Here is a 26,474-nt window from a genome sequence, read left to right as displayed (position 1 = left end):
AACGCCATGAAATCATTTATGTTTTACTGGAAACCCGGTTCGGCTGACCACTATTTGATGGAAAAATTCGATGGAATCGCACCCTGACAAGCAGTCCCTTCTGGCCTTCCTTGACCAGCTTGGCATCCAGCACCTAACCTACCGTCACGACCCGGTTTTCACTGTCGAGGAGGCGCAGGTGGCACGCGTCAGCGCAGACGGCGGCATGCCCGGTGCCCACACCAAAAACCTTTTTGTGCGGGACAAGAAGAAGCGCCGTGCGCTTGTCACCATTGAAGAAAGCCGCAAGGTGGACCTTGCCTCACTTGCCGACGCCATCGGCCTGAGCCGCCTTTCGTTTGGCAGCGCGGACAGCCTGCAGGATTATCTCGGTGTAAAGCCTGGTTCTGTCACACCTTTTGGTCTTTTTAATGCGCGGGTAGAAGGCGGCGGGACGCCTCCTCTTGTCTTCGCCATAGATAGCGCCCTGCTTGATGCAGAGCTTATCAATATTCACCCGCTCCATAACGCCGCAACAACCGCGATCAAGCCTGATGATCTGATGACTTTTGTACGGGCCTGCGGCTATGAAGCAGTGCTCGTGAACTTTGACGGCGAATAAAGAAAGCGGCCCGGCGGCCAAGAAATTTTCATCATTCGCCACTAGAATTGACCGGCGCGACCGCCTATGGTCGCCAAAAGCGGGTATGGCCCGCCATGCTGTCACTGTTTAGCAAGAGTAGTAGAATGGAACCTATCGTCGGCAATGGGGCAATGGCCCCGGATACAGACATGATCAAGGATGCGGACATCCGCAGCTTCGGCGACGACGTTATCAAGGCGTCGCGCACCCGTCCGGTCATTGTCGATTTCTGGGCTGACTGGTGTGGGCCGTGCAAACAGCTGATGCCTGCACTTGAAGCCGCGGTGAAGGCCGCAGGCGGCGCTGTTGCCCTTGTGAAAGTGAATGCCGACGAAAACCAGACCCTATGCGCCCAGCTTCAGGTCCAGAGCCTGCCGACAGTGCTTGCCTTCTGGCAGGGCCAGCCGGTGGACGGCTTCCAGGGCGCTGTGCCGCCGTCACACCTCAAGCAGTTTATCGACCAGCTGGTGAAAATGTCCGGCGGTGCCGGTGGTGGCCAGGAGGAGAACCCGCTCGCGGAGGCTCTCGCGCACGCTGATGAGTTGATGGACGCGGGCGAATACATGCAAGCCGGCCAGCTTTACCAGCGCATCATGGAATATGATGAAGGCAATGTGCATGCCCTGATCGGTATCGCCGAAGCGTCGCTCAAACTGGGCCAGGGTGAGCAGGCCGGTGAAATCCTTGCATCGGTCGATCTAAATGCTGTCGAGGACGCTAAACTGAAAGAGCGTGTGGCGCGTATACAAACGGCGCTGAACCTCGCCGCGGAAGCGGAAGGAGCCGGTGACGCGGCCGCACTTGAAGCGGAGGTGGATGCCAATCCGCAGAACCATGAGGCGCGCTATAACCTCGCGCTTGCCTATCAGGGTCAGGGCAAGCTCGACAAAGCCGCTGAAGCGCTCCTAGGCATTATCATGCGCGAGCGTGAATGGAACGACGATGCGGCACGCAAGCAGCTCCTGAAGCTTTTTGAAGCGCAGGGACCTGCGGACCCCTTCACCGTGAAGTACAGGCGCCGCCTGTCTTCCGTATTGTTCAGCTAGGAGCCCGGTGTGACGGACCAAGAGCATAACTTTCCAGAGTTGCCGTCCGTCATCCCTGTTTTTCCGCTCTCGGGCGTTATGCTGCTGCCGGGCGCGAGCCTGCCGCTCAACATTTTTGAGCCGCGTTACCTTAAAATGGTGCGCGACGCGGAAAGCGGCCACAAGCTTATCGGCATGATCCAACCCCGTCACAAGGATGACGACAGCAAAAAGCCAGAGCTTTTTGACGTCGGCTGCGTAGGTATGATCTCGGAGCTCAAGGAAACCGGCGATGGCCGTTTCCTCATCCGCCTCAAGGGCATTTCCCGCTTCGAAGTGGAGGAAGAACTGAGCGTCACCACACCCTACCGGCAGGTGCGCGCCAACTGGGCTCCCTTCGCGGACGACCCATGGGGCGGCGGCAAAACCACGACTGTGGAGCGGGAGGAGCTGTTCACCTCGCTCAAGGCCTTCCTTGACCTCAAGGGGCTGGACGCTGATTTCAGCGCCATCGCCGAAGCACCTGATGATATCCTCGTCAACACGCTCTCGATGATCGTGCCCTTCAGCGCAGCGGAGAAACAGGCGCTCTTGGAGGCCGAAACGGTTTATATGCGCTCGGCGCTTCTCAGAAACCTGTTGACGATGGCAGCGACAAGCAGCATGAGGGGCGACGGCCCATCAGCCGCCCACTAGACGGAGCGAACCCATGAGCGAGCGCAGCAGCACCAACCCCAAGCTTCTTGAAATTCTTGTCTGCCCTGTCACCAAACAGCGTCTTGAGTATGACGCCGAACGCCAGGAACTTGTCAGCAAGGCCGCAAACCTCGCCTTCCCGATCCGGGACGGTATCCCGATCCTGCTGACCGACGAGGCGCGTGAGCTTTAAAGCCTGAAGGCTTTAGATCGTGCCTTCCCAGCCCTTGATGAGCATGGGGCCAAGCGGCTTGCCACCAAAGATGTGAATATGAAGGTGCGGCACTTCCTGGTGCGCGTGCTCACCCGCGTTTGCAAGCGTGCGGTACCCCGGCTCCACCAGCCCAAGCTCATCCGCCGTCTTGCCGACCGCACGCATGAAACCCACAACAAGCTCCTCCGGCGCGTGTGCCGTGAAATCCGCCATGGAGACATAAGGCCCCTTCGGGATCACCAGCACATGCACGGGCGCCTGCGGGTTGATGTCATGGAAGGCGAGCGCGAAATCATCCTCATAGACCTTCTTGCACGGAATCTCGCCCCGCAGGATGCGCGCAAAAATATTATTCTCGTCATACGCCATGAAATGCTCTCCGCTTGCTTGTCTGTTCTCGCCAGAAACTATAACGCCCCAATGCGCGGCGTCCACCGGGCAGTTGGGGCGTCATGAAACTTTCTGTGTGCCTTAAAGGATGAACTTCGAAAGGTCGGTGTCCTTTACCGCCATTTCACCCATGTTCTTGGTGACAAAGGCTGCGTCCACCTTGATGGTTGTGCCGCTCTGGTCGGATGCCGTGAAGCTCACTTCCTCCAGCACTTTTTCAAGCACCGTATGCAGGCGGCGGGCGCCGATGTTTTCGACCGTCTCGTTGAAGTGGGCGGAGATGCGGGCGATTTCGTCAATGCCGTCGTCGGTGAACTCAAGCGTCAGGTCTTCGGTGCCCATCAGCGCCACATACTGGCGGATGAGGCTATAGTCAGGCTCGGTGAGGATGCGCTTGAAGTCTTCTTCCGTGAGCGGACGGAGCTCGACCCGGATCGGTAAGCGGCCTTGTAGTTCGGGCAGCAGGTCCGATGGCTTCGCCAGATGGAAGGCACCCGAGGCGATGAACAGGATATGGTCTGTCTTCACCGCGCCGTATTTCGTGGAAACCGTGGTGCCCTCAATCAGCGGCAGCAGATCACGCTGCACGCCTTCGCGGCTCACGTCACCACCGCGCACGTCCTGCCGCGCGCAGATCTTGTCAATCTCATCGAGGAAGACAATGCCGTGGTTCTCCACAAGGCTGATGGCGTCGCGGGTCACAGATTCTTCGTCCACCAGCTTGTCGGCCTCTTCGGCCATCAGCACTTCATAGGCTTCCGCGACCTTCAGGCGTTTCTTCACCTTGCGGCTGCCCATGGCCTTACCGAACATGTCACCCAGATTGACCATGCCCATGCTGGCGCCCGGCATGCCGGGAATATCGAACTGGGGGAACGGGCTGGAAGTGTCTGCCACATCAAGCTCGATTTCCTTGTCCGCCAGTTCGCCCTCACGCAGCATCTTGCGGAACTTCTGGCGCGTGGCGTCACCCGCGCCGTTACCCACAAGCGCATCAAGCACGCGCTCCTCGGCGTGGATTTCCGCCTTCGCAGCCACTTCCTTGCGGCGCTTTTCCTTCAGCATCAGGATCGCATTTTCAATCAGATCACGAATGATCTGTTCAACATCGCGGCCCACGTAGCCGACCTCGGTGAACTTGGTGGCTTCAACCTTGATGAACGGCGCTTCGGCAAGCTTGGCGAGGCGGCGGGAAATCTCGGTCTTGCCGACACCCGTGGGCCCCACCATCAGGATGTTCTTCGGCAGCACCTCGTCACGCATCTGGCCGTCAAGCTGCTGACGGCGCCAGCGGTTCCTCAGCGCCACAGCCACGGCACGCTTCGCGTCCGATTGGCCGATGATGAAACGGTCGAGCTCGGAGACAATCTCCCGCGGGGAAAAATTGGACATAGTTACTCCTGACTGTCGGATTTCTTGGTGGTCGCGTCCATCGTCTCGACCACAATATTATTGTTGGTATAGACGCAGATATCGGCCGCGATCTTCATTGCCTTGCGCGCGATGTCTTCAGCGCTCAGGTCCTGGTCGTATAACGCGCGCGCAGCGGCAAGCGCATAATTCCCGCCGGAGCCGATGGCGACCACGCCGTGCTCGGGCTCCAGCACGTCACCATTACCGGTGACCACAAGGCTGGTGCCTTCATCAACCACGATCATCATGGCCTGAAGCTGACGCAGGTATTTGTCCGTGCGCCAGTCTTTCGCGAGCTCCACACAGGCGCGGGCAAGCTGGCCGGGGTGGCGTTCAAGCTTGGCCTCAAGGCGCTCGAACAGCGTGAAGGCGTCTGCGGTCGCACCGGCGAAACCGGCAATCACCTTGCCGCCCGCCAAATGCCGCACCTTGCGCGCATTGGCCTTCATTACCGTGTCACCAACCGACACCTGGCCGTCACCGGCGATCACAACCTTGTCGCCTTTGCGCACGCTGCAGATGGTGGTGGCATGCCATGTGGGGAGTTCCGAATTGAACTGGGTCATGGGAGATTAGTTTTCCTTTTGCGCTCTTTGTCTTTGCGAAAGGATATATGAACCGAACGGGGCGGTTACAAGCAAATAGGCGGAAAAGGCCCATAAAGCCTTGCGTTTCAGGCACTTTAACCCTAAAGGCATAGGGACTTGAAACCGGCGTGAAAACTGGTTTTCGCGCCTCAATACGCAATCGGAGCAAAGAATGCGCACGGCATCATGTGAAAGAAAGACCAAGGAGACTGAAATCTCCGTGACGGTAAATCTGGACGGTACGGGTTCGTACGATGTCCATACCGGCATTGGTTTTCTTGATCATATGATCGAACAGCTGTCGCGACATTCGCTGATGGATATCACCCTGCGCGCCAAGGGCGACCTGCACATTGACGGTCACCACACCACGGAAGACTGCGGCATCGTGATCGGTACTGCGGTTAAAAAAGCGCTGGGCGACATGAAGGGCATCACGCGCTACGCCAGTGCCTATATCCCGATGGACGAGACGCTTACCCGCGCTGCGATCGATATCTCCGGCCGTCCTTTCCTTGTATGGAAGGTGGACTTCAGCCGCGACAAGATCGGCGAGATGGATACGGAGCTCTTTGAGGAGTTTTTCCGCGCCTTTGCGTTCGCCGCTGGTGTGACGCTTCATGTGGAAAATCTTTACGGTGTGAATAATCACCACATCATTGAAAGCAGCTTCAAGGCGCTTGCCCGTGCGCTCCGCACCGCGACGGAGATTGACCCGCGCAAGGCAGATGCTGTCCCGTCCACCAAAGGCACGCTCGGCGGCAGCCTCTAATCTTTCGGGGACCAAAGATGACAGAAACCGTTGCCATCGTTGATTATGGCTCGGGCAACCTGCGTTCTGCCGAAAAGGCGCTGACGCGGGCTGCACTTGATAGCGGCCTTGACCGCAAGATTATTGTGACCGACCGGCCGGAACTCATCGCGAAAGCCGACCGTATTGTGCTGCCGGGCGTAGGCGCTTACGGCGACTGCCGCCGGGGACTTATGGCCATCGAAGGCCTCGCTGATACCATCGAAGAAGCTGTGCTGGAAGCAGGCAAACCCTTCCTTGGTATTTGTGTGGGCATGCAGCTTACAGCGCATGAAGGCCATGAACACGGGGTGCATGAAGGTTTTGGCTGGATTGACGGCGTGGTGGAACAGATGATCCCATCTGACCCCGCCCTCAAAATTCCGCACATGGGCTGGAACGAGCTGACGCTGACACCCGCGGGCGCCGCGCACCCGGTGTGCAAACACATCAGGCCCGGTGACCACGCCTATTTTGTGCACAGCTATCATATGAAGCTGACGACAGACGATGCGCTCCTCGCCACCACCGAACACGGCGGGCGAGTAACCGCCATCGTCGGGCGCGACAATATTGTCGGCACCCAGTTCCACCCGGAGAAGAGCCAGGCTGTCGGCCTCGCCCTTCTCGCAGCCTTTCTGGAGTGGCAGCCATGATCACGATTTATCCCGCCATTGACCTCAAGGACGGCAACTGCGTGCGCCTGTATAAGGGCGACATGAATGCCGCCACGGTCTTTAACGATAACCCTGCCGCACAAGCGAAGGAGTTTGTGGACGCGGGCTGCACCTGGCTGCATCTGGTGGACCTCAATGGCGCCTTCGCGGGTGAGCCGGTGAATGCGGCGGCTGTGGAAGCCATCCTGAAGGCCACAGACGTGCCCGTGCAACTGGGCGGCGGCATCAGGGACATTGCCACCATGGAACGCTGGCTGGAGGCAGGCATTTCGCGCCTTATCCTCGGCACTCTCGCGGTCAAGAACCCGGAGCTCGTCAAGGAAGCCTGCAAACTGTTCCCCGGCAAGATCGCGGTTGGCATTGACGCCAAGGGCGGCATGGTCGCCGTTGAAGGCTGGGCAGAGGCAAGCGAGCTGGAAGTCACCGAACTTGCGATGAAGTTCGAGGACGCTGGTGTTACCGCCATCATCCACACCGACATCGACCGTGACGGCACGCTGACGGGTGTGAACGCGGGTGCGTCATCCCTGCTCGCAAACGCGGTATCGATCCCGGTGATTGCCTCGGGTGGTGTGAAGGATATTGACGATATCCACGCGGTCAAATCGGCGGGTAACCTTGAGGGTGTGGTCACCGGCCGCGCCATCTATGACGGGCGGCTTGACCTGAAGGCCGCGCTGGGGGTCGCCAAATGCTGAAAGCCCGCATTATCCCCTGCCTTGATGTGAAGGATGGCCGTGTCGTCAAAGGCGTGAACTTCGTTGACCTTGTTGACGCCGGTGACCCGGTGGAGCAAGCCCGTGTTTATGACGCCGCGGGCGCTGATGAGCTTACCTTCCTTGATATCACCGCCTCATCTGAACGGCGCGATATCCTTCTGGATGTCGTCAGCCGCACGGCTGAAGCCTGTTTCATGCCGCTCACGGTCGGTGGTGGTGTGCGCACGGCGGAAGATGTACGCAAACTGCTGCTCGCGGGCGCGGACAAAGTCTCTGTCATGACCGCAGCCGTCAACCGCCCCGCGCTTATTGGCGAGCTGTCGGAGAAATTTGGCGCGCAGTGCATCGTTGTCGCTGTGGACGCCAAGGCGGTCGCGCCCGGCAAATGGGAAGTATTCACCCACGGTGGCCGCACCGCCACGGGCATTGACGCGGTGGAATATGCCAAGGAAGCCGCGCGGTTAGGCGCCGGTGAAATCCTGCTCACGAGCATGGACCGGGACGGCACCCGCGAAGGCTTCAACATTGAGCTGACGCGTGCAATCTCGGACGCAGTGCCAATCCCCGTGATCGCATCGGGCGGCGTGGGCACGCTTGATCACCTCGTGGAAGGCGTGCGGGACGGACATGCGTCCGCTGTGCTCGCCGCCTCGATTTTCCACTTCGGCGACTATACCATTGCCGAGGCCAAGGCCCATATGGCCGCGGCCGGCATTCCGGTACGGGAGACAGTGGCATGACACACACGCTTGAGACCTTGGCGAAGCTTGAGGCGCTGCTTGAGGAGCGCAAATCCGCAGACCCGGAAAAAAGCTATGTCGCGCGGCTTTACCATAAAGGTGACAAAAAGATCGCGCAGAAGGTGGGTGAAGAAGCGGTTGAGACAGCCATGGCAGTCGCCGCCAGTGACAATGGGGAGCTTGTTGCGGAAAGCGCGGATCTCCTCTTTCACCTGATGGTGCTCCTCCATGCGCGTGGCCTTTCGCTCGGCGATGTAGCAGTTGAGCTCGCACGCCGTGAAGGCCTCTCCGGCCTCGAAGAGAAGGCAAGCCGCACACCATAAAGGGAGACAGCACATGGCAAGCCGCTCAAGAAAACATCACCTCTTAGCTGCGCTTGCCTTTGTGCCCCTGATCCTTTCCGGCTGCGGTGAAAAAAGCAAAAGCGCGCCACCCCAAAACCCGAACGGCCTTGCCTTCCCTGTTGCCTGTACGCTGGGCGACGATTGCTGGGTCGCGCGCTATGTGGACCACGGCACGGCAGGTGAGGCGCGTGACTATCTGTGCGGTGCCCATACGCAGTCGGGCCACAAGGGCACCGATATCGCCGTGAATGACCTTGGCCGCATGCAAGAAGGTGTGGATGTGCTCTCGGTCCAGGACGGTCGCGTTCTGCGCCTACGTGACGGTGTGGATGATATTTCGGTGCGACAAACGGGTGATGACGCCGTCGAAGACCAGGAATGTGGCAACGGCATCGTAATCGCCCATGAAAACGGTGATGAAAGCCAGTATTGCCACCTCAAGAAAGGCAGCATCACCGTTCGTCAGGGTGACACCGTCACAAAAGGGCAGAAGGTCGGAGAAATCGGCCTGTCGGGCCAGACCGAATACCCGCACCTTCACTATACCCTGCGGCGCGCCGGTGACGTGATTGACCCCTTTGACAGTAGCCGCATGAATGACCACTGCGACGCCAGTGGCCCTATCCTGTGGGCCGTGGACATCCCTTACGAGCCCATCACGCTTTTTGACCTCAGCATCAACACAGCCCCACCCAGCAGGGAAACCGTTTGGGAAGCAGGAGTGGCGGAGGTTGACCACGATAGCCCCGCTCTTGTGATGACCGCCCGCGCCATGTTCACCGAGACCGGCGACACGTGGCACCTGCGCATCAAGGACCCCAAAGGCGAAATATTTGTGGAGCAGGAAGTAACACTCGATGACGGGAAGCAGTTTTACTACCAGTTCATCGGTCGCAAGCGCCCGGATGATGGCTTCACGCCGGGCATCTGGACTGGCGACCTGACCGTAACCCGGGAAGGCGAGGACGCCCGGAAACAGAAGGTGGAGTTTCGTGTGCGCTAGGGTGCATCAAGCCATGCGGCCTGTGCCCATGGTCAGGTGATGAAAACTGAAGGTGACCAGCAGTGCCATCACCACCGGTAGGCTGGCGGTAATCGTGAACGATGTGGGCCATGCCCCACCCGCGGACCAGTTTACAAATGCCAGATACGCAACACCGGCGAACCCGGCCAGCAGTGCAGAGGCAAAGACCTGTTTGGTCAGCAGCATGTTATAGCGCCGCCGCTGCCACAGCATGGCAAGGAACGGCCCCAAAAGCGCCGCGCGCGCGGCCCATGCCATCGGCGCCGGCATGAAAATCACAATGATAAGGGCGGCAGCCATGGCAAGGATGCCAACGATATAACGCAGACTTCTTGGCATGGTCAGAACTGGTCGAACATGACAACATTGCCGTCCGGGTCCTTGAGCACCGTATGGCACGGCCCCTCGTCACCTTCAGCACCCTTGTCGATGCTATAACCGGCTTCCCGCAGGGTTTTCTCAACTGTGCGGGCATCGAGCGGGTGGAAGGTGAGGATATTGTCCTCGAACATACCTTCAAACAGGCCGATCTTGGCGTCACCGTTGATCATGATCAGCCATTTTTGGGCTTCATCACCATGCTCGGCCTTGAAGCCAAGCGTTTCATAAAACTTGCGCGATGCGCCAATATCCTTGACCGCCAGGCTGACTGAAAAAATGCCCAGATCCATGGTGTTTGTCCCCCTCCGCCTGAAATATGCGATAGGGACAGTGTTGTCCAACACACTGTCCCTTTCAAGCGTAAACGGGCAAGACGCTCAGAAGGGCAACGCCGCCTGCAGCAGGAACGCATGATGCTGACCGGCCCTGTTCCCCGGGTTTTGCTGATAGAGCATATTTGCCCTGAGGGTGAACCCACTCTCCTGGGCAGCGAATTCATACATCAGTTCAAAGTCTTTCTGTCGGTCGTCTGGCGCGAGCTGACCAATCACACGTTCGTAGACAAGATCACCCGTTCGCCGGTCCTGCGACAGCGGCAAAAAAGCGGTGAAACTGCCGGAGGTAACGGCAAGCGGCTGGGATACCGACAGCACCAGCCGGTCCGCATAGGCCAACACACCCTGTTTCATGAGCTGCGCTGCAAATGCCTTGGTGCGAAGGGGCGTGACGGCTTCAACAAAACTGTCCTCTGCCATACGCGCGCTGGTGCTGCCAACAGTGTACCGCGCCCGCAGTGACCAACCGCCTACCCAGTGTTTTTCACCAGACGCAGAAACATAATAGCTTCTGCTGCCACTACTGAGCTTGAGTGCCCCACCAGAGCGAGAGGCGAGGAAACCTTCCGCTTCCTCCATCATGCCACCACCGAGTGCAAGCCGCCATGATGCCCCGCGCCAACCCAGTTCCTGCGCAACCGCAGCAGCTCGGGCGCGCGGGCTGCCCGCTGGTGTGAAGAGGGTCTCGCCGCCCTCACCCTGAGTTTCATACTGTGCAATGCTGGCGCTATAGGTCACACCCTTGCCCACTTGCCGGGTGAGTCCCAAGGCGCGGGACGAGCGGTAGAGAGTAGAGAAGGCATCCATAGATACGTCCGTACCGACAATGCTGCGCGCGGTGCGTGAACCGCCGGCCAATGGAAAAGCGCTGACACCACCACGGCCCATGCTGAATTTGATGTCGGTACGTGCATCCACCGATTGGCTGAAAGCGAAGCTGACATCACGAATTTCCTGCTGAGCAGTGCGTGCAGCATAGGGAAGCGCGTCCATAAGCGCGTGGTCCAGGCGCGCGGGCGCTGTGTAGGAGAAAGAGAACTGGCTATCATCCGAAAGCGAAACACGGCTCCAGCCATGACTGGCAACCTGATCCAGAAGACCGGATACATTGGGCCCGACCCGGCGGCTGGTGACAGCGCCCGCGAGGTTTTGCCGGTAAGCCCTTCTGTAGCTGTCGAGCGCGACCACCTGCAAAAGGGTTGGCATTTTGTCAAATGCGTCACCAAAAGCGGTGCTGGCCTCAATCATGGTGTTGGCCATTGTCACGGGCGAACCGGCGCGCGTCATGGCCGCAAGCTCGCCGCTGGGCTCAAAGGCTGCGGCGAGGTCGATCATGCCAAGGCCGTATATTTCATCCGTGCCGACAGCGCCAAGATCGCGCGCAGTTTCAAACAAAATCTCGGCGACTTCTGCAGCTGTGAGGTTCGGGAAAGCCTGCATCAGAAGCGCGGCCGCCGCGGCGACGTGCGGCCCTGCGAAGGAGGTGCCGTTTGATGTACCGGCCCATTGTGGCCGCCCCTCACCAATACCACGTGTTGGGGCCGTCGTCGTAACCCGGCTGGGTGCCACGACATAATAATCCTGTGCATAACCTGCGCGATTGGAGCGGTCATAAATCTGTTGTTCACGGTCCACCGAGCCCACAATGATGACCGAGCCCCGGTTCTTTTCTTCAAGGCCAAGCTGGGAAATGAAGGCGGTTGGCGCGCTGCCATACTCATTACCTGCGGGGATGACAATCAGCATGCCCGCGTCGATGGCGCGCTGGAAGGCCGCGCGGATAGGCTCGCGGTATTCTTGCGCGATATAATAGGCTTCATCGATCTGATGCTCGGCCCCGGCATACTGATTGGCGCTTTCGTCCCAGAATGCCCATTCTACCATCAGCACTTTGGCGTCATTGGCAATGGCGTGGTCAATGGCGTCCCCCACCGCCGCCTGGTTGAGGTCCTTGCCGCCCCATGACGCCAGCTCCGGCAGGTCCATGCGGAGCGCAAGAACCTGTGCCTCGGGCGCCACACCGTGCATGCCGGCACCGTTACGTTCAGCCACCATAATGCCAGCCACAGCGGTGCCGTGGATCACCGAGGTGATGATGTTCGGGTTTTCGCTGATGTCATACATGGTGTCGTCAAACAGTGCGCCACCGTTGCCGCCAAAATCACGGCTTTCAGGGTGGATATTGGCATCAAGATCAGGGTGCTGGTCGTCAATGCCGCTATCAAGCAGTGCAATGGTGACGCCGGTCCCGAAATATCCCGCTTCATAGGCACTGAGGGCCCCGATTTCCGCCAGCCCCGGATTACCCCGGAATTCCTCCGTGTTGTAATCAGGGGCTGGCGGCTCTGGTTCTGGTGAAGGGGGCGGTGCGACTACGGGTGGAGTCACTTGCCCATTGCCTCCCCCGCAGGCAGATACCAGAACCAATACCAGAAAAACCGAAACCACATGCCGATACCCCATAAACGCTCCCTCCAACGCTGTGTGTTGGCGCGATCAGACATGTCCGCGCCTGTTCGGGTCGTCCGAAAACATGAAATCGGTTATGGTTTTAAACCTAAGTTATGGACGCGGGGGGTCTGTTCCGCTGGTATGAAGTCTTATCAGGCGCGGGTGGGAGGAAAGAGGTGACACTGATCTATCTGGTGCTGGCATGTGTCAATGTGCTGCTCGGTATTTTCCTGACCGCATTCGCTGTCAAATTCCGGGCGCCCGTGGCAGTGCGTATCACCTTTGCGCTTGTTGCGGTCATCAGCTTACCCTTCCTCATCTTTTACATAACCGGCAATTCCGCAGGGCCTGTTGCCGCCTCACTGGTGCTTATGTGCCTTCACGGGCCTATCGTCTGGTGGCTGGTGCGCACCCAGATATCCGGTGCGACCGGATTGTTTTCACCGCTGCATCTGTTGCCTGCGCTGGTGCTTGTGCCAACGCTTGTATGGGCTTCGACCCAGCAGGTGCCCGCCATCGCCGCCCTCTGTTCCGCGCTGCGGCTCATCTATATGATTGCCGCTGCCGCAGCACTTGTGCAAAACCGCCATAGCCTCGCGGGTGAAGGTCGCCTGCTTTGGCTCTCGGCCGTCGTTATGGCAACCGCATCCGGGTCTGTGCTGAATATTCTAGGCTATATTCAGATGGTGTTAGGCATGCCGCTGCCGCCCGACAGCGCGGTTGATATCATCAAGGTCATCACTTCGAACGTTGTGACGCTATGCCTGATGTGGTGGGCGCTCATCCGCCCGGAAGTCTATCTCGACCAACGACCAGCCAGCGACAAAGCAACAGCGCCGGCAAGCGCATTCGACCGAGATGTGTTCGACCGTCTTGATGCATTGTTTCTGACCGATCGCCCTTTCCTTGACCCCACACTGAAGCTGGACACCGTGGCAGACATGCTGGCCGTCACCCCGCGGGAGCTCTCCAATGCCGTCAACCGGTGCGCGGGGAAAAGCTTCCGCGCCTATATGCGCGAATATCGCCTTGAAGAGGCCAAACACCTGCTTGCGGACCATGCCCGGGCGGACCAATCCGTCTATGACATTGCGATGGAGGCGGGCTTTGGGACCAAATCCACCTTCAATGACGCCTTCAAGGCCTTCACAGGCCTGACACCCTCAGCATTCCGTGAGACACAGCTGCAAAGCAGTGAACCAACACAAGGTTGATGTGCTATCCCGCTGCCGTCATGGCGATGTGCGGACTCATGCGACGGTAGGTGAGGGCTTCCGCGATGTGGTTGCCGGCGACATCTGCTGCACCTTCAAGGTCTGCGAGCGTTCGGGCAACGCGCAAAACCCGGTGATAGCCGCGGGCGGAGAGGCGCATGCGGTCGGTCGCACGTTCCATCAGCGTGCGGCCACTGGCATCAAGCGCCACGGCAGCTTCAAGGATTTTGCCGTCGGCGCGCGCATTGACCCGCACGGCGGCGGGCGCACCCAGACGCGTGTACCGCTCAGCCTGAATTTCGCGCGCGGCCAACACCCGCGCGGCCACATCGGCCGACTTTTCCGTCGGCGCAGGCAAGCTCAGGTCGCGGGCCGAGACCGCTGGCACATCCACATGCAAATCCATGCGGTCATAGAGCGGGCCGGATATTTTGGACTGATAATCCACCGCGCATTTAGGCGCACGACCGCACGCCAGTGCCGGATCATCCAGATAACCACACCGGCACGGGTTCATCGCCGCAATCATCTGGAAGCGGGCGGGATAGACCACATGGGCCTGCACCCGCGCGACAGCCGCCTCACCGCTTTCAAGGGGCTGGCGGAGCGCTTCAAGCGCGTTTCTATTGAACTCCGGGATTTTACGTTCTAGGACATAAGTCGTCCATTTTATCCGTGACTGGTGCTCAATTGTGCATCCTTTTGTTCGACTCTAATAAAGACCATCCTTCCGTCCCGACCAATTTCAGAAGAACAGCGAACGCAGCGGCAGTCAAGGTCGGTCAAAGACCGCCGCGAAGCGGTTACCTTGACAGAGCGAGTACGATGTTATTGTAAAAAAAGGCGGTGATACATAGACCAGTAGCTGGTTCTCTTATCCGGAAACGACCCACCGCGAACGATCTGATGGTTGGAGTAATCAAAGGTTGAGTAAACTGCACCAATGACTTGGCAACCGTGAGCTGAGGAAGTGATGGTGCTCGCCGCTTGCTATTGCACTTTCCAATGATCTGACCTCGTTTAGAACCACCCACGCGTTGTGAGCCGCGCGGGGCACGTAGGAAGAGTTGAGTTTCGCAAGGCGCTCCTCGACCGATGAGCAATGTTTACAGATCGGGCACAAGCAATTCTCCAAGAGCTCAATCTCTGCTTCGGTTAGCGCAGGACGAGTGTGTCGTGTCTTTATACCAGACTTTGTAGGAAAGCGTGCGGGGCGGCCGGGCAAATAAATTGTGCCAAAATTAGCAGCTGAGCGCCATCCGATAGAGTCCACGGAATTCACACCAAGCGCCATTAAAGATATAATTGTTGACGGTGCGCCTACACCAAAAGCATGAACGTTGTGTTCAGGAAACGCCTCTTTAGTCTGTCTGACTATTGAGGACACGTGTTCTCGGGCATGTCTTCCATCAGATAGCCGGCTATCATTTTTTTGCCGGAGCAGGGGCACTATTCCACCCACACCAACCCAAGCCCAAGAACTAGATCTAGCCTTTATCACATCAATATTTGCTGATACTTCATCAATCGTTCGCCCATGCACTACCGGAATTAGTTTCTCCGTTCCAAGCTCCTTGAGAAGAAACTCCAAATTCTCTTGAGTTCGTCTATATTTGTCTGATCGCTCCTGCTCCGTCTCGTCAAATCCAGGTGGAAAATCTAAGGAAATAAATAGATCTGCATCAGTACCTCGGTACACATCCGCTATAGTTTGAATTGGTAAAGCGCCGTCGGGGTTTGTCATCATGGTGAAGCCCCCTGAATCCAGCATCAATGGACCATCCACTCCAAACTGCGGCTTTAGTGGCTTAGAGAATATCTTTTGGAGGTATTGTGGCCTATGTACCGCCTCCCCTAGGCTCAGCATCAAAGGCTGACCTTTGAGTTCATCAAACTCTGCGCTTACAACGCGGGCGCGCACGCTTTGACCAAGCCACAACTGAAGTTTTTTTTCCTTTGAGTGCTTGGTGGGCGCATGCAAAAATTCAAACATAGGAGGGTGTCATTCCCGTGCGTAAACAAGCTGTTGGAGGTGATGACCTTATCGATAGACTGGGATAGTTCTTACCCGTAGCCCGTTCGGACGCTGAATTTTTTTAAAATGACCCTCCATGCCAAGAATGCTAACTAGGTCTCTGTATGGGCGAAAGCTCAAGCAATCTAGGGCCTCTTCATAAAAGCAATTTTTCAACAGCCGACGGCCCATAACCAGCATTCTATATAGGTCACGGACCCCCGTATCATACCTCATAACAATAGAATGCTCCCAGGTCTCCTTAGGAATAAAGCCGAGAGAAGTGACCACTACTTGATCATAATCTTCTAGGTCGTACCCTGCCTCAAATAGCCGACCCGTAAGATTCTTGTAGGTCGGCGATTGATGATAAGGGCGTTTTTTCCCGCACGGCAAAAGCAGAATCTTTTTGTTTTGCTGCTCAAGTGTTGGCACCTCCGCCTCAAATCGTCGGATGTCAGGGCGTAGATAAGAATGCCAATTGGAAAGAATTATTGGCTCGTCATATGAAGTTCTAACTTCCGAAATTGGATTTATTGGGCCTAATGATGCTTCGTCTATACGTTGAAGTGTCTCTGAAATTGTCACATCAACAGACGCGACGGCCTCAAGCAACAACCTTAATTGCCCATTTCTTTTCGCGGCCTCTATTTCATAAATGAGTGTTTCTTCTGTAAGCCCTGAGATGAATGGAACATATGTGTTGACATCAGTAGAGTTTTTCCAATCTAGGCCAAAATATTCAAATAGCGCCACCCAAGTCTTCGGAAAATTAATGAACTGAAAATTATCTGTGTTTTCTTTCATGCCCTGAACCGCGCGCCGAATAAAGCGAGACATGAGGTCGCCGTTTGCGTACCAATCTCTTCGTAGCTCCCGATAGTCAACCCGATTGAACGCGCTCAATTGGCCCCCCCCTAGATAGACAGCTTAATCTGCTTGTTGTCGTGATCTATTTGCCAACCATTTGCGTCTGGGGTTTTTCCAAGATGATAGATATATTGGTCTATACGATAGGTGATGTACCAATTGGGATCTGCTTTAAGCTTCTCCGCTTCCGCTTCTCGTGCAAGCCGCCAGTTCTTTACATTTGGGGTATTACTTCTCGTCAGCATTGAAAGGCTTGTCTCAAGCAGCGATTTCATTGAAAGGTCGAAGCAAATCTGAAATTGTTCCTCTTCATACTTAAAAAATTTCGCGGTTGTGCGCATGACACTTCTGTCCAATAGATACCGCGCCATTCCTGCATTGAAAGGAATAGCAAATACTTTTGGGCGTTTCATGTGAGGATGTAGATTCCAAATAATGGTAAGTTTTAAAAACTGACGTCGCATGCCCTTTGCCGCGAACCAACGAAACTTTTTCAAGTTGCTTTCCAGTTTCTTAGGACTACCATTACTGTACCAGAATCCCGTCGCTAGTTTCAGCGCCGAACCACTATAGTTTCGCCTGAGTTCGTCAACGGACTCATTTATAGATGTTGCAATCGCCTCTCTCCTCAACAAACCCGATATACCGCGCGTTTCGGTGCCTCCTATCGCTTCTGCAAGGGTGAAGGCGTAGCTTTTATCTTGCCAGATTGGGCTAGCAATGCCCTTGGAAGTGAACAAATCGCTATCAATTAGTGCCAAGGCACCAAGCTCTTGATAGAATGCAGTCCATTCCGTTTCCTTAAGCCATTGGTGCTCGTGCTGAAACCTCGCTTCAACAATGTGTCCGACGAATAGAATATTTGCGGCGACCTCATCGGTCAGCCCTTCAGGACGAATTGCGCGGTTGGGGTTGCTAGAACTAGTGACTAATACATCTATAATATTGCCCGCTACGCCTTCTATGTGATCGGTGTCGTTCGGGATGACTGCGGTGGCATGTTCTTTATACTCCGCATGCCATGACGCATTCGCCCACCCATAAGTATTTCGGGTCACGGCAAAACTGCCAAAAACCAGTCGTAGCAGCGCTGGTATGAACGCCAAGAAATCCAAGAGTGCAAAAATTAGCCACGCCAAAAAAATGCTCTGGAAGTGGTCATGTATAGATGCCGGAATTCCCAAAATACTTTTTTCAACAAGGCTAAACTCTTTGGCAAAATATATAACGGATGCCGCTGCCCCTGCTATATGAACTAACATAGTCAATTTGTATGGATATCGGTCAAGCACGCTAAAAAAAAGGCCCAATGATCCCAACTGCTGCTCTTGTTGCGAAGACCAGCTCAGCCACTTCCTTAAGGGGACTAAAGCTCGCCCCCCACCCCAGAATAGCTGGATTGCTGCGCTAAATATTGACACTGGAATCCCTCAACAATTTATTTGTTTATTTTTGCAACCTTTTATGGATCATTGCAAGCGTGCGTGCCAGAAAAAAGAACATAGGCGGAACATGCTGAAGTCCGTCCGATATTCAAGCTATTTCGATGATCTGAAATGCTGTTCTTGAAAGAGGTTATTACGAGTTTACAGGCATATCCGCTTGTGGCTCTAGGAACGTTCTTCTCTTCCATTGTCTTCGTCCGCTAGCGGACAGTATGCCATGGTACCACAACAGCTGTAATTATCTTTCCTAAGTGACTTGGTAAACTCTGTATCCAGCCGGCGGCGTTCGCTCTCGAGTATAATTAGCTGCTCGATGTCGGATCGGTGAGGACACGCGCGTCTGAGCTTATGTCTATGTGACTTATAGCAATTGCCCGCGCATTTCTGGATACCACAGCTATGCTTCTTAAATGGTGAGTGCAGTTGATGGCATTCGCGAGGGCACGGTGCCCGCCCGTTGACCAACTTCGAAGTTTTTTTCCTTAGTTTTGGCAGCTTTCCACCAAGCCACCCTTGGTGCCTGAAGATTCCCGAAAGAATTTCGTCGCGCCAACCCAGTCGATCAGCAATAGCCTCCATCTTCAGCTGTAATTCCGCAGCGCTTCCGTGGCTCAGCTGGGCAGTTATGGGCCACCTGCGGTGCTTATTGGCGTAATCCTGATTTACGAGGAAATCGCCCAAGGACTTCCACCAATCAACCGCTGGCTCCGGCCCCAGGATCGCAGCAGTTGAGCTGAGAAAGATGCAAAATGAACCCCCAGGATTGATGTGTCGTTCAGGGCAGCATTTCGGAAGCAATCGCTCACCTTCGCCTTCACGCACTGCCACTTTCCCCCCACTCGTTTCTGAAATCACCAGCGAATATTGCCGGGTGCTCGCCCCACTTGGCTTTGGCGGCGCAGCACGAAACGAAAGTCCTTTCTCACCTCGCTCAAGCGCAGAAACCCAAGGCGGTGCCGCATTCTGGAGAAATGAAATGGAGGTCATGAAATGTCGCAGTGCGCTCTCGATACATTTCCTGTATTTCGGGGAGGTGATGGAATATAGCTTGGCGCACTGATTTGCACCCCAAACGAACCCATGGCAGTTGCAATATCGTCGTATGTAAGATCTGAAGTCGAGCAATCACCATCAAATAGGTCCCGAACAGACGCTGGGATCAATAAACTCATCGCTGGGCCAACTCGCGTATCATTATGTCCACACTCACGTTGCATTTTTTCCGAGCGTGTTGTTGCGACGCTGGACGCCACCCGAACGGATCTTAAGCCTCGGATCCCTATTCGCGAGACCGGTGTCGCTCCGAACTCTAGGCCAATGGCTAGGCCGAGTGAGCTGAGTCCGGGCAAAGATGTTTGGCAAAGCTCGAAGGAAGAACGCAGCGCACCCGCACACTCTAGGCTTCGTTGCACACTAAGCTTGTCATCGGTAGTGGTACTGGAACCCTCCGCAAGCAGTGCATGGATGCAATCTCCAATAAAGCGTACCTTGCGTCCACCAAAGTCTTGCTCAATTACATTTTGGAACTCGGCGCGAATTACATAAAGCGCCTTTACAGCCAATGCGATGCTGTCTTGGGCAATCGCATTATCTATATAAGCTGTATAGCCGGATAGATCCGCAAATACCGACGCCAGCGGCATCCGGATTGAGTTGCTCGGTGACAACTCGCCATAATCAATATTTTTCAGGGGAGGCGCTTTGTAATGGAACGCAAAGCGAGCGATCACTGGGTCTGGCACATCGCGATTGGCGATCTCCTCTCTCCATTTCTCGACTATATTATCAGTTGATGGGCCGCTGCGAGGTTGTGCCCTCAAACTTAAGTCGCGTTCTTGCTGACGAGTAAGTACCCGCGAAATATCAAGATCACTAAGGGGTTTTTTATGCTCTAGGGCGCCTAGCTGCACTAAGCTCAGCCTTGCGCGTACCGCATCAGACACGAACACCCCGGGCTCAGTTCCCGCAGCCAGCTTTGCAGCATGATTGGCTGCGCTACCCAAGAACAACGGCTCCTGCTCGTTGCCAGTGCCATTGTTGATGGCAACGCATGGGCCAACATCAATCCCGACCCGAATTCTTGCGTCGAATTCATTCCTCGCAAGTTGACGATTTGCTTGTTCGGCCACTTTTTGAAAACGGAGCACAAAGGATAAGGCTTCTGCGATCGCCTCCTCTGGGTTGCTGTCCCCATTTTCATCAATAACCACAGCATGCATGCGGCTACCATGAAAGTCTACGCGTTGGGCGTCCGTGCCCTCTGTAGATCGATCGCATGCACTATAATACAGGTGTAGAAATCTTAAGGCGCGGTCATGAGACGATGCGGTCTCGGATCCGCTTTCTAGCCGGAAATCGTCGTAATTGGTAATGCAGATATAAATCTGAATGGTTTGAACCAGCACCGCGCTACTCTTGGGAAGGTTATGTAGTGGTGGCGCGACGGCCTTGCTCTCAGCTTGCAACATGGCTGCGCGAAGTTTGTAGTGAGGCAAATAGTCGTCCCTAAAATTCCGGACATCTACTGCAGGTGCCTCTCTTATCAGCTTGTCAATGCGCCTTTGCGCTACGTCTTTACGCCAAAGCAACGTGGCCTCCTTGGTTTTGCTAGCGCATCAAGCCCCCCCATCTATTCGCGCACCGATTCTTTTGAATGATGCTATTTTATAGTAGCATTGTATAAAATGTCAATATACTATTAATTGGATGTATTTTGGAGGCGTCATGAGCAGACTAGATGTAAGAGAGAATGTCCGACAACGATTTGAGTTTATTGAGTTCCAATTGAAGTGGGAAGGTGGCGTCGGCCGGAAGAAGCTGCAGGATAAATTTTTGATTTCGCCTCAGCAGGCCACAAAAGATTTGACCGCCTATGCTGACACTTGCCCTAACAACATGGTCTACGACCCAAGGCGAAAGACATATATTCCTACTGAACGCTTCGAATCCTGTTTTGCCGAGGGCACGGCAGCAGAGTACCTTCATCATCTCGACATGATAAGCCGAAGGCATGTTTCAGTTGATGAGACCTGGATTAATGAGATTCCGACTTTTGAAGCGGTGAATATACCATCACGCGAAATCAGGACAGACACCCTCGAGACGATATTAACAGCCATAAGGAACAAAGCTGGTGTTCGTGGCCGCTATGTCTCAATGGCTTCGGACAATACAGAATTTCGTACGCTTTTTCCTCACGCCCTAGGGTGCGATGGCCATCGTTGGCACGTAAGAGCTTTTGACTTTGAAAACGCGCGATATTCAGACTTTGTGCTATCTCGACTAATGGAAGTCGAATTAACAAAAGTTTTGGACAGGGAGCTTCCCGAGGACACTTCTTGGAATACTCATATCACGGTAATTCTTCGTCCAGATCCTAGTCTTCCCGCAGCAAAAGCACAACAACTGCAACTCGAGTATAATATGGAAGGTGGACAGCTTCACCTTTCGGTTAGACAGGCAATGCTATTTTACTATTTGAGAAACTTCGGATTTGACCCTCGCAAGGTGAAGGACGAGGTAATGAGAAACGAAAGCAGCTACCTGCTGACGATTGAGAATATCGAGGAAATTGAGAAATGTATTGGGCGCAGAGGCTAGCTCGAAAATTCGGATTCGCAACATCCAGAACTCATGAGGGCATGTTCGATCGAGATCATGGCGCCGAGCAACTCCTTCAAATCCTGTGCAAGAATAGAGCGGTTGGCGGTGATGAAGCTATCGCAAATCAGCTGATAAAAATTGGAGAACTGGCCCATTTTCAGAAGGGCGAGAAGCTTATTTCTCAAGGGCACCACGATACAGACGTATATTTCTTGATCGCTGGTGAGGTCGATGTGTTCGTAAAGTCTAAGCGCATCACCATACGCTCTTCTCCTAACCAAGTTGGTGAGATGGCTGCAATGGACTCTGGTCACCCTCGGACCGCAGATGTCTTCGTCAGGTCGGCGGAATTAACCGTGCTTCGCGTCCCTGGCGCAAAATTCAAACAGTTGCTAGATCAGTACGACGGCTTCTGTAAACGCCTCAATGAGGAACGTTTTAGCCGACAACGAGAGCAACTTGCAGCCAAGGCTACTGCTGAGGCAAATAATTCCTGGCAGTGGCTAGCGGGGGGGCTAGTTATAGGCCTATTGAGCGGCGTCCTAGCTGGGTGGCTGATGCCGATAGATTGGTCACTCGAGGCAAGAGTACTTGGGTCAATTACTGCGGGATTGCTAACCTTTATCATTGTGTTGTTTCACAACCCCGCGTACGCGTATCGGCGCTCATTCAACACTGCACTTTGTGCGACTATTGTTTTTATTGGGACCGACAAGTTCGTGCGCTTTGACGTCGATCACGGTATTACCAAATTAAATGTCGTAATAGATGCTACCGGAGGGGACTGGGCTTCGAGCTTGGTGGTGACAGCGCCGATCGTGCTCTTCGGATTGATGTGCGCCTATATGGACAGGCATATTAACTAGCGGCAAATGCACTTTTACCCATTTGAAACAGGACACCGGGAACAGAGCGGAACTCGCCCGACGACCGATCACATGGCCTTCAACCCGCTTTTTACTGGGAGCGGCCTGACGCCTCCACAGCGACTACTCCAGATCGATATATGCGGCATAAGGGTGCAATAATTAACCACCATGATAGGTTGAATTCACCTAGTCGAGAACCGCATCGATCATACGAAGTATTTTGTCTGGGTTAAAGCCGACTACTCTGGCCATGCGCACAAACTCAACAACATCAAGTCGGCGTTCCCCTGCTTCAACCTTCGAGATGTCAGCTTGCCTCCACCCCATTCCTTCCGCAACGCTTAGCTGAGATAGCCCTGCTTGAACACGAGCCGCCTTCAGGAGCTTTTGCAACTCCATCTGAGCAGGCGAGCGTAACGTCTTGATGCGGGACATTGGGCATTGGCTCCTTTCCCACACCTACTAATCGATATTGCGTTGTATTCGATTTTCGAATATTCTTACCTAATGACACGATATGATATGGCCACCGACCAGCGACAAACCGCTAATGCAATCAAGGATGCACTCCGGGTTTTGATTGAAACAGCACTTGTCAAAAACGGAACCTCGCAGGCGAATTGCATCCTTGCCGCATTCGTGGAGGTAAGCGCTGAGCTGGGTTTGAGTTGCGTTGGAAAAGCGCCAACATTGCGTGTGTTTCGCGAAGCCACGCGTCACATTCAGCACTACAAGGCACCGTCGCGACCAAGCACCCATTGAGTGGTTCGAACGCTATGACATATACGCTTAGGCGGGTTGCAGATGGGGCAGGCGATATTGGCGCTGTGTCGAAATTGCTGAAACGCGGTCCCGATGGCTCTACTCTTTCTAAGCACGGACGACCAGAACTCGGTTTTTGTGTTCTTGTGGGCGCTCAAAATGCGCGGACCTATCAGGTCCAAGATTATTGGATAACCACCCCTGTGGTGGAAATAATCGAGGATCGTGGAAATTACGTCCGATTTCGGACTGACAACTCGGTCTATGAATGGACCTGTGGCGTGGGCGATAATTAGTGCGCAAAGGACCGTTAACGTCTACTGAGGGGCGGCTGGTTTTCATAGATTTTGAGGCCTCCAGTCTGTCTCGTCATAGCTGGCCTATTGAACTGGGGTGGGCAGTTGTCGAAAGTGGAGTTGAATATCTCTCAAAGTCTCGCTTGATAAAGCCGGCTCCAACATGGGACCTGACTGACTGGTCTTCAGCTTCGGAAGAGCTTCATGGCATTACATTGGCCATGCTTGTGCATGAAGGCCGGACCGCTGATGCAGTGTGGCAAGAATTTCAAAGTGACTTGACCGGAGTAGACACTCTCTTTTGTGACGCTCCCGCTTACGATGGGTTCTGGTACCGGCGCCTAGCGGATGCGGCCGGAGCGACCGATCAAGAACTCTCCGCCCGACATTTTGCCAATCTATTTTCGGACATGAACCGTGCATTAAGGGAGTGGGCGAAGGTACTGCGGCAAAGCACAGCACATCGCGCAGGGCCAGACGCACTGCAGCTTGCGCGCTTTTACATTGGACACTCCGAACTGGCTGAGCACTTGCCACAGCTGACCACCAGCACTGTATGAAGTGGTATTCGCGGGCATATCTTTATTTCCGAGAGAGAACCTCGCGCCAACGGTTCATATTACTTCGGAGAACCTTTTTCCGGCACACCTTCTTTCCAAATTTAAAATCAAGTGAGGCAACTCCGGTTAAGAAACAAACTTCATCCCCCGATGACCACTGGATATTCGCGCAGTACTAGCCTGTGACAGAGGACCGGCGTCTTAATCGAGTATGCGCTTCATCTGAGACCTGCTTAAATTTGTACGGTGGTCACTGCTCAAATGGCACCCGAAATCCAACGCCGCAGCTAACCTTTGTTGTTGGTAGCATCGAAAGGTTACTTATATCGTAATAACTGTATAGATTCTTTTTTTTGTTCTTTATATGTTCTCATTTGTAATGAGGAGCCAGATCATGTGTGGACGCATGCAAAGCAAGAACCCACCGACCTGGGCGGAGATACACGCCTATTATAGCGCTTTCACCATCAAGAAGAGCCACCCGGACTGGCGACCGGGCGATATGAATCCGGGCGATCCTGTGCCCATTGTGGCGCTCCGGGACGGCGAGCGCCGCGTCACTACAGCGCGCTGGTGGCTGGTGCCCAGTTTCGCGACTGAGCTCAAGAGCCACTATAAAATGTTCAATGCCCGGGCGGACAATCTGATCGAGCAGTATCGCTGGTGGCAGGCCCTGCCACCCTCGCTCCGCTCGCATAAGGGTTCAGCCTATCTTGCTCCGTTCAAAGAAGGGCGGCGCTGCCTGATGCCGGTCAATGGCTATTATGAGTTCAAGAACGGCAAACCCTATCTGTTCACGCTCACCGACCAGTGGATATTCTCGGTCGCGGGCCTTTGGGAGTGGGCTCCTAAGGTGCGCACACCGGATTGGCCGAAAGGAGTGATTTCCTGCACCATGATCACTACGGAGCCCAATGCCATTGCGGCGCCCATTCATGACCGCATGCCCGTGATCATCAGGCCAGAAGATTATGATGTGTGGCTTGATCCCAAGCGTGACATGGAAGAGGTGATTGCCTTGATGCGGCCCTATGACGGAGACAACTTTGCGGTTCGGGCGGTCGCGCCACCCATGTCGCGCTATGACACCTTGCAGCCCAGCATGTTTTGAGCGCACAGCGTCCCAGCCCTTCTTGTCACCCAAACTATTTCTAGTTCGCGATTAAGGAGAGTTTTGCTACTATGCCGCCTTAGAGGGAGAAGGGGGCTAACGATGAACTCTCATGGTTTGCGGAATATTGTCCGTGGCTTGGCGCTGGCACTGACCCTGTCGGCATGCCAATCACTAGTTCATGCTCAAGCCATTCAAGTTAGGCAAGTATCGAGCGCATCCGATTTATCGACAACGCCGCCAGATGCTGGGCACTACCGTTTGCATCTGATTGACGTTGGAACCGGGCTATCGGTGCTCGTTCAAGGCCACGACTGGAATCTGCTCTATGACGCAGGGTCTGCCGACGATAAGTCTGGCAACCAATCGAGTGGTCGCAGCAAAAGTCGGGTTATAGCCTATTTGTATGCGGCGATAGGCCCATCTGGCGCTAAGAAATGTGTGCCGGATAGTGACCCCTGGCCGGTCGCAGACCTCCCGGAGCGCCGCATTGACCATATGGTGCTGTCACACCCCCACGACGATCACGGTTCCCTGATGGACGATGTATTCGACTGCTATGCAGTCGCGAATATGTGGGACAGTGGTGCCATCAACGACACCGTGTTTTATGACCGCATTATCGAGCGGGTCGCTGCAGAGCAGGGGCTCGCATACAACACAGCCCTGGCGCCGTCGCAGCCGCCTCAGATCAAGGTCCGGAAAAACCATGACCTTTCCGGCCACACCTGGCGGCAGTTTGCCGAGGGTGATGTGATCAAACTTGATGACACGGCCAGCTTCACCATTCTCCACGCCAACGGTCATGCAGGCGGTGACTATAACGAGAACTCCATCGTCATCCGCATGGACCTTGGTGCCAAGTCGCTGCTTCTGGTCGGGGACGCAGAGTCCGGCCCGCGCGAGTTGCCGTCTGCGGCACTTGGCGATGTGGAAAAGCATCTTGTCGAGCATTACCCGGCGCTCATTGACGTCGATATCCTTCAGGTTGGCCACCATGGAAGCAAGACATCCTCGCGAGCTGAGTTTGTGCGCCGGGTGTCGCCCGAGATTGCGCTGATTTCGGGTGGGCCAAAGAAGTATCAGACGGTTACGCTGCCTGACGCAGAGATCGTGTCGTTCTTGGAAGGTGAGGGGATTCAGGTTCTGAGAACGGATGTAAGCGATGGGACCGGCTGCGCCATTACCGACCGTTTTGGAAGGGACGAGGACAGGCCCGGCGGGTGCGATAACTACGTGCTGGAGTGGTAGTGTTATGGGACTAAATGAAGCCACAGCATCGGAAGACCTGCCGCCCGTAATCATTGACTTGCAGGGGCTAA

Annotated in this window: 27 protein-coding genes and 1 pseudogene; 15 read left to right on the top strand and 13 right to left on the bottom strand. The window is 55.1% G+C overall.

Annotated elements, in window-relative coordinates; translation table 11 throughout:
• Positions 1–70 precede the first annotated feature (70 nt).
• The 4 genes from B150_RS0104465 to B150_RS0104450 all read left to right on the top strand — a co-directional run bounded on the left by B150_RS0104465 (position 71) and on the right by B150_RS0104450 (position 2,536).
• Positions 71–601, top strand: coding sequence for a prolyl-tRNA synthetase associated domain-containing protein (locus tag B150_RS0104465; protein WP_020398692.1), 531 nt, complete (start codon positions 71–73; stop codon positions 599–601).
• A gap of 125 nt (positions 602–726) precedes the next feature.
• A complete protein-coding gene (locus B150_RS23550) occupies positions 727–1,668 on the top strand; it encodes a tetratricopeptide repeat protein (protein WP_020398691.1) in 942 nt (313 codons plus the stop codon).
• 9 nt (positions 1,669–1,677) lie between these two features.
• Positions 1,678–2,343 (top strand): LON peptidase substrate-binding domain-containing protein, encoded by a 666-nt coding sequence (locus tag B150_RS0104455; protein WP_020398690.1) that lies wholly within the window; start codon positions 1,678–1,680, stop codon positions 2,341–2,343.
• Positions 2,344–2,356: 13 nt separating this feature from the next.
• The gene (locus B150_RS0104450) at positions 2,357–2,536 is read left to right on the top strand and encodes a Trm112 family protein (RefSeq protein ID WP_020398689.1); all 180 of its coding nucleotides are present in this window, start codon (positions 2,357–2,359) and stop codon (positions 2,534–2,536) included.
• 12 nt (positions 2,537–2,548) lie between these two features.
• On the opposite strand, the gene B150_RS0104445 is transcribed toward B150_RS0104450, so the two are convergent.
• The 3 genes from B150_RS0104445 to hslV all read right to left on the bottom strand — a co-directional run bounded on the left by B150_RS0104445 (position 2,549) and on the right by hslV (position 4,926).
• Positions 2,549–2,926, bottom strand: a complete 378-nt coding sequence (locus B150_RS0104445) for a histidine triad nucleotide-binding protein (RefSeq protein ID WP_020398688.1) — start codon at positions 2,924–2,926, stop codon at positions 2,549–2,551.
• Between the two features lie 102 nt (positions 2,927–3,028).
• Positions 3,029–4,339 carry an ATP-dependent protease ATPase subunit HslU gene (gene hslU, locus B150_RS0104440; RefSeq protein ID WP_020398687.1) on the bottom strand — a complete coding sequence of 437 codons (1,311 nt, stop codon included), beginning with the start codon at positions 4,337–4,339 and terminating at the stop codon, positions 3,029–3,031.
• A 2-nt stretch (positions 4,340–4,341) separates the two neighbouring features.
• Positions 4,342–4,926 carry an ATP-dependent protease subunit HslV gene (hslV, locus tag B150_RS0104435; RefSeq protein ID WP_020398686.1) on the bottom strand — a complete coding sequence of 195 codons (585 nt, stop codon included), beginning with the start codon at positions 4,924–4,926 and terminating at the stop codon, positions 4,342–4,344.
• Between the two features lie 193 nt (positions 4,927–5,119).
• On the opposite strand from hslV, the gene hisB reads away from it, so the two are divergent.
• Genes hisB through B150_RS19710 form a run of 6 tightly spaced genes read left to right on the top strand, consistent with a single transcriptional unit; the run spans position 5,120 to position 9,220 of the window.
• The gene (hisB, locus tag B150_RS0104430) at positions 5,120–5,719 is read left to right on the top strand and encodes an imidazoleglycerol-phosphate dehydratase HisB (RefSeq protein ID WP_020398685.1); all 600 of its coding nucleotides are present in this window, start codon (positions 5,120–5,122) and stop codon (positions 5,717–5,719) included.
• 17 nt (positions 5,720–5,736) lie between these two features.
• On the top strand, positions 5,737–6,393 hold the full coding sequence (gene hisH, locus B150_RS0104425) for an imidazole glycerol phosphate synthase subunit HisH (RefSeq protein WP_020398684.1): 657 nt from the start codon (positions 5,737–5,739) through the stop codon (positions 6,391–6,393).
• A complete protein-coding gene (hisA, locus tag B150_RS0104420) occupies positions 6,390–7,112 on the top strand; it encodes a 1-(5-phosphoribosyl)-5-[(5-phosphoribosylamino)methylideneamino]imidazole-4-carboxamide isomerase (protein ID WP_020398683.1) in 723 nt (240 codons plus the stop codon). Before hisH ends, hisA begins: the two co-directional genes overlap by 4 nt.
• A complete protein-coding gene (hisF, locus tag B150_RS0104415) occupies positions 7,106–7,873 on the top strand; it encodes an imidazole glycerol phosphate synthase subunit HisF (RefSeq protein ID WP_020398682.1) in 768 nt (255 codons plus the stop codon). The genes hisA and hisF overlap by 7 nt, the downstream gene beginning before the upstream one ends.
• Positions 7,870–8,196, top strand: coding sequence for a phosphoribosyl-ATP diphosphatase (locus B150_RS0104410; protein WP_020398681.1), 327 nt, complete (start codon positions 7,870–7,872; stop codon positions 8,194–8,196). The genes hisF and B150_RS0104410 overlap by 4 nt, the downstream gene beginning before the upstream one ends.
• Before the next feature lie 13 nt (positions 8,197–8,209).
• Positions 8,210–9,220, top strand: coding sequence for a M23 family metallopeptidase (locus B150_RS19710; RefSeq protein WP_020398680.1), 1,011 nt, complete (start codon positions 8,210–8,212; stop codon positions 9,218–9,220).
• A gap of 6 nt (positions 9,221–9,226) precedes the next feature.
• Here the strand turns inward: B150_RS19710 and B150_RS0104400 are convergent, their stop codons facing one another.
• The 3 genes from B150_RS0104400 to B150_RS0104390 all read right to left on the bottom strand — a co-directional run bounded on the left by B150_RS0104400 (position 9,227) and on the right by B150_RS0104390 (position 12,345).
• Positions 9,227–9,580, bottom strand: a complete 354-nt coding sequence (locus B150_RS0104400; protein WP_020398679.1) for a hypothetical protein — start codon at positions 9,578–9,580, stop codon at positions 9,227–9,229.
• 2 nt (positions 9,581–9,582) lie between these two features.
• The gene (locus B150_RS0104395) at positions 9,583–9,912 is read right to left on the bottom strand and encodes a VOC family protein (protein ID WP_020398678.1); all 330 of its coding nucleotides are present in this window, start codon (positions 9,910–9,912) and stop codon (positions 9,583–9,585) included.
• Positions 9,913–9,999: 87 nt separating this feature from the next.
• Positions 10,000–12,345, bottom strand: a complete 2,346-nt coding sequence (locus B150_RS0104390; RefSeq protein WP_020398677.1) for a S8 family peptidase — start codon at positions 12,343–12,345, stop codon at positions 10,000–10,002.
• A gap of 239 nt (positions 12,346–12,584) precedes the next feature.
• On the opposite strand from B150_RS0104390, the gene B150_RS0104380 reads away from it, so the two are divergent.
• The gene (locus tag B150_RS0104380) at positions 12,585–13,622 is read left to right on the top strand and encodes a helix-turn-helix domain-containing protein (RefSeq protein ID WP_020398675.1); all 1,038 of its coding nucleotides are present in this window, start codon (positions 12,585–12,587) and stop codon (positions 13,620–13,622) included.
• 4 nt (positions 13,623–13,626) lie between these two features.
• Here the strand turns inward: B150_RS0104380 and B150_RS0104375 are convergent.
• From B150_RS0104375 to B150_RS0104350, 6 genes and pseudogenes are all read right to left on the bottom strand, one after another.
• Positions 13,627–14,265 (bottom strand): annotated as a pseudogene (locus B150_RS0104375) (ATP-binding protein); the annotation flags it as partial.
• A gap of 276 nt (positions 14,266–14,541) precedes the next feature.
• A complete protein-coding gene (locus B150_RS0104365; protein WP_020398672.1) occupies positions 14,542–15,615 on the bottom strand; it encodes a tRNA guanosine transglycosylase family protein in 1,074 nt (357 codons plus the stop codon).
• A 48-nt stretch (positions 15,616–15,663) separates the two neighbouring features.
• Entirely contained in the window at positions 15,664–16,542 is an 879-nt protein-coding gene (locus B150_RS0104360; RefSeq protein ID WP_020398671.1) for a DUF5591 domain-containing protein, read from the bottom strand.
• 11 nt (positions 16,543–16,553) lie between these two features.
• Positions 16,554–17,927, bottom strand: coding sequence for a hypothetical protein (locus B150_RS0104355; RefSeq protein ID WP_020398670.1), 1,374 nt, complete (start codon positions 17,925–17,927; stop codon positions 16,554–16,556).
• Between the two features lie 189 nt (positions 17,928–18,116).
• Positions 18,117–18,938 (bottom strand): E2 domain-containing protein, encoded by an 822-nt coding sequence (locus B150_RS23590; RefSeq protein ID WP_025897839.1) that lies wholly within the window; start codon positions 18,936–18,938, stop codon positions 18,117–18,119.
• Positions 18,935–20,539 carry an adenylate/guanylate cyclase domain-containing protein gene (locus B150_RS0104350; RefSeq protein WP_020398669.1) on the bottom strand — a complete coding sequence of 535 codons (1,605 nt, stop codon included), beginning with the start codon at positions 20,537–20,539 and terminating at the stop codon, positions 18,935–18,937. The genes B150_RS23590 and B150_RS0104350 overlap by 4 nt, the downstream gene beginning before the upstream one ends.
• 136 nt (positions 20,540–20,675) lie before the next feature.
• Between B150_RS0104350 and B150_RS0104345 the strand changes: the two genes are divergently transcribed.
• Both B150_RS0104345 and B150_RS0104340 read left to right on the top strand, forming a co-directional pair.
• Entirely contained in the window at positions 20,676–21,551 is an 876-nt protein-coding gene (locus B150_RS0104345; protein WP_020398668.1) for a WYL domain-containing protein, read from the top strand.
• 41 nt (positions 21,552–21,592) lie between these two features.
• A complete protein-coding gene (locus B150_RS0104340; protein ID WP_162139649.1) occupies positions 21,593–22,420 on the top strand; it encodes a Crp/Fnr family transcriptional regulator in 828 nt (275 codons plus the stop codon).
• 189 nt (positions 22,421–22,609) lie between these two features.
• Here B150_RS0104340 and B150_RS0104335 read toward each other — a convergent pair whose 3' ends face one another.
• Complete coding sequence (locus B150_RS0104335; RefSeq protein WP_020398666.1) at positions 22,610–22,858, bottom strand: helix-turn-helix domain-containing protein; 249 nt, start codon at positions 22,856–22,858, stop codon at positions 22,610–22,612.
• Positions 22,859–24,435: 1,577 nt separating this feature from the next.
• Here B150_RS0104335 and B150_RS22140 point away from each other — a divergent pair.
• Both B150_RS22140 and B150_RS0104320 read left to right on the top strand, forming a co-directional pair.
• A complete protein-coding gene (locus B150_RS22140) occupies positions 24,436–25,152 on the top strand; it encodes an SOS response-associated peptidase (RefSeq protein ID WP_051078128.1) in 717 nt (238 codons plus the stop codon).
• Positions 25,153–25,413: 261 nt separating this feature from the next.
• Entirely contained in the window at positions 25,414–26,403 is a 990-nt protein-coding gene (locus tag B150_RS0104320; RefSeq protein WP_081611307.1) for a ComEC/Rec2 family competence protein, read from the top strand.
• The last annotated feature ends 71 nt before the right edge of the window (positions 26,404–26,474 follow it).

This window comes from Kordiimonas gwangyangensis DSM 19435 = JCM 12864 (genome assembly GCF_000375545.1).
In the GTDB taxonomy this organism is placed as follows: Bacteria; Pseudomonadota; Alphaproteobacteria; order Sphingomonadales; family Kordiimonadaceae; genus Kordiimonas; species Kordiimonas gwangyangensis.
Note: the sequence above shows the minus strand (reverse complement) of the source record. Positions and strands in the feature narration are given on the sequence as shown.

What these genes read in the sequence shown, in the direction of transcription:
- B150_RS0104465 (WP_020398692.1), top strand. Translation starts at nt 71, where the DNA reads ATGGAATCGCACCCTGACAAGCAGTCCCTTCTGGCCTTCCTTGACCAG.
- B150_RS23550 (WP_020398691.1), top strand. Translation starts at nt 727, where the DNA reads ATGGAACCTATCGTCGGCAATGGGGCAATGGCCCCGGATACAGACATG.
- B150_RS0104450 (WP_020398689.1), top strand. Translation starts at nt 2,357, where the DNA reads ATGAGCGAGCGCAGCAGCACCAACCCCAAGCTTCTTGAAATTCTTGTC.
- B150_RS0104445 (WP_020398688.1), bottom strand. Translation starts at nt 2,926, where the DNA reads ATGGCGTATGACGAGAATAATATTTTTGCGCGCATCCTGCGGGGCGAG.
- hslU (WP_020398687.1), bottom strand. Translation starts at nt 4,339, where the DNA reads ATGTCCAATTTTTCCCCGCGGGAGATTGTCTCCGAGCTCGACCGTTTC.
- hslV (WP_020398686.1), bottom strand. Translation starts at nt 4,926, where the DNA reads ATGACCCAGTTCAATTCGGAACTCCCCACATGGCATGCCACCACCATC.
- hisB (WP_020398685.1), top strand. Translation starts at nt 5,120, where the DNA reads ATGCGCACGGCATCATGTGAAAGAAAGACCAAGGAGACTGAAATCTCC.
- hisH (WP_020398684.1), top strand. Translation starts at nt 5,737, where the DNA reads ATGACAGAAACCGTTGCCATCGTTGATTATGGCTCGGGCAACCTGCGT.
- hisA (WP_020398683.1), top strand. Translation starts at nt 6,390, where the DNA reads ATGATCACGATTTATCCCGCCATTGACCTCAAGGACGGCAACTGCGTG.
- hisF (WP_020398682.1), top strand. Translation starts at nt 7,106, where the DNA reads ATGCTGAAAGCCCGCATTATCCCCTGCCTTGATGTGAAGGATGGCCGT.
- B150_RS0104410 (WP_020398681.1), top strand. Translation starts at nt 7,870, where the DNA reads ATGACACACACGCTTGAGACCTTGGCGAAGCTTGAGGCGCTGCTTGAG.
- B150_RS19710 (WP_020398680.1), top strand. Translation starts at nt 8,210, where the DNA reads ATGGCAAGCCGCTCAAGAAAACATCACCTCTTAGCTGCGCTTGCCTTT.
- B150_RS0104400 (WP_020398679.1), bottom strand. Translation starts at nt 9,580, where the DNA reads ATGCCAAGAAGTCTGCGTTATATCGTTGGCATCCTTGCCATGGCTGCC.
- B150_RS0104395 (WP_020398678.1), bottom strand. Translation starts at nt 9,912, where the DNA reads ATGGATCTGGGCATTTTTTCAGTCAGCCTGGCGGTCAAGGATATTGGC.
- B150_RS0104365 (WP_020398672.1), bottom strand. Translation starts at nt 15,615, where the DNA reads ATGTTTGAATTTTTGCATGCGCCCACCAAGCACTCAAAGGAAAAAAAA.
- B150_RS23590 (WP_025897839.1), bottom strand. Translation starts at nt 18,938, where the DNA reads ATGACCTCCATTTCATTTCTCCAGAATGCGGCACCGCCTTGGGTTTCT.
- B150_RS0104345 (WP_020398668.1), top strand. Translation starts at nt 20,676, where the DNA reads ATGAGCAGACTAGATGTAAGAGAGAATGTCCGACAACGATTTGAGTTT.
- B150_RS0104340 (WP_162139649.1), top strand. Translation starts at nt 21,593, where the DNA reads ATGTTCGATCGAGATCATGGCGCCGAGCAACTCCTTCAAATCCTGTGC.
- B150_RS0104335 (WP_020398666.1), bottom strand. Translation starts at nt 22,858, where the DNA reads ATGTCCCGCATCAAGACGTTACGCTCGCCTGCTCAGATGGAGTTGCAA.
- B150_RS22140 (WP_051078128.1), top strand. Translation starts at nt 24,436, where the DNA reads ATGTGTGGACGCATGCAAAGCAAGAACCCACCGACCTGGGCGGAGATA.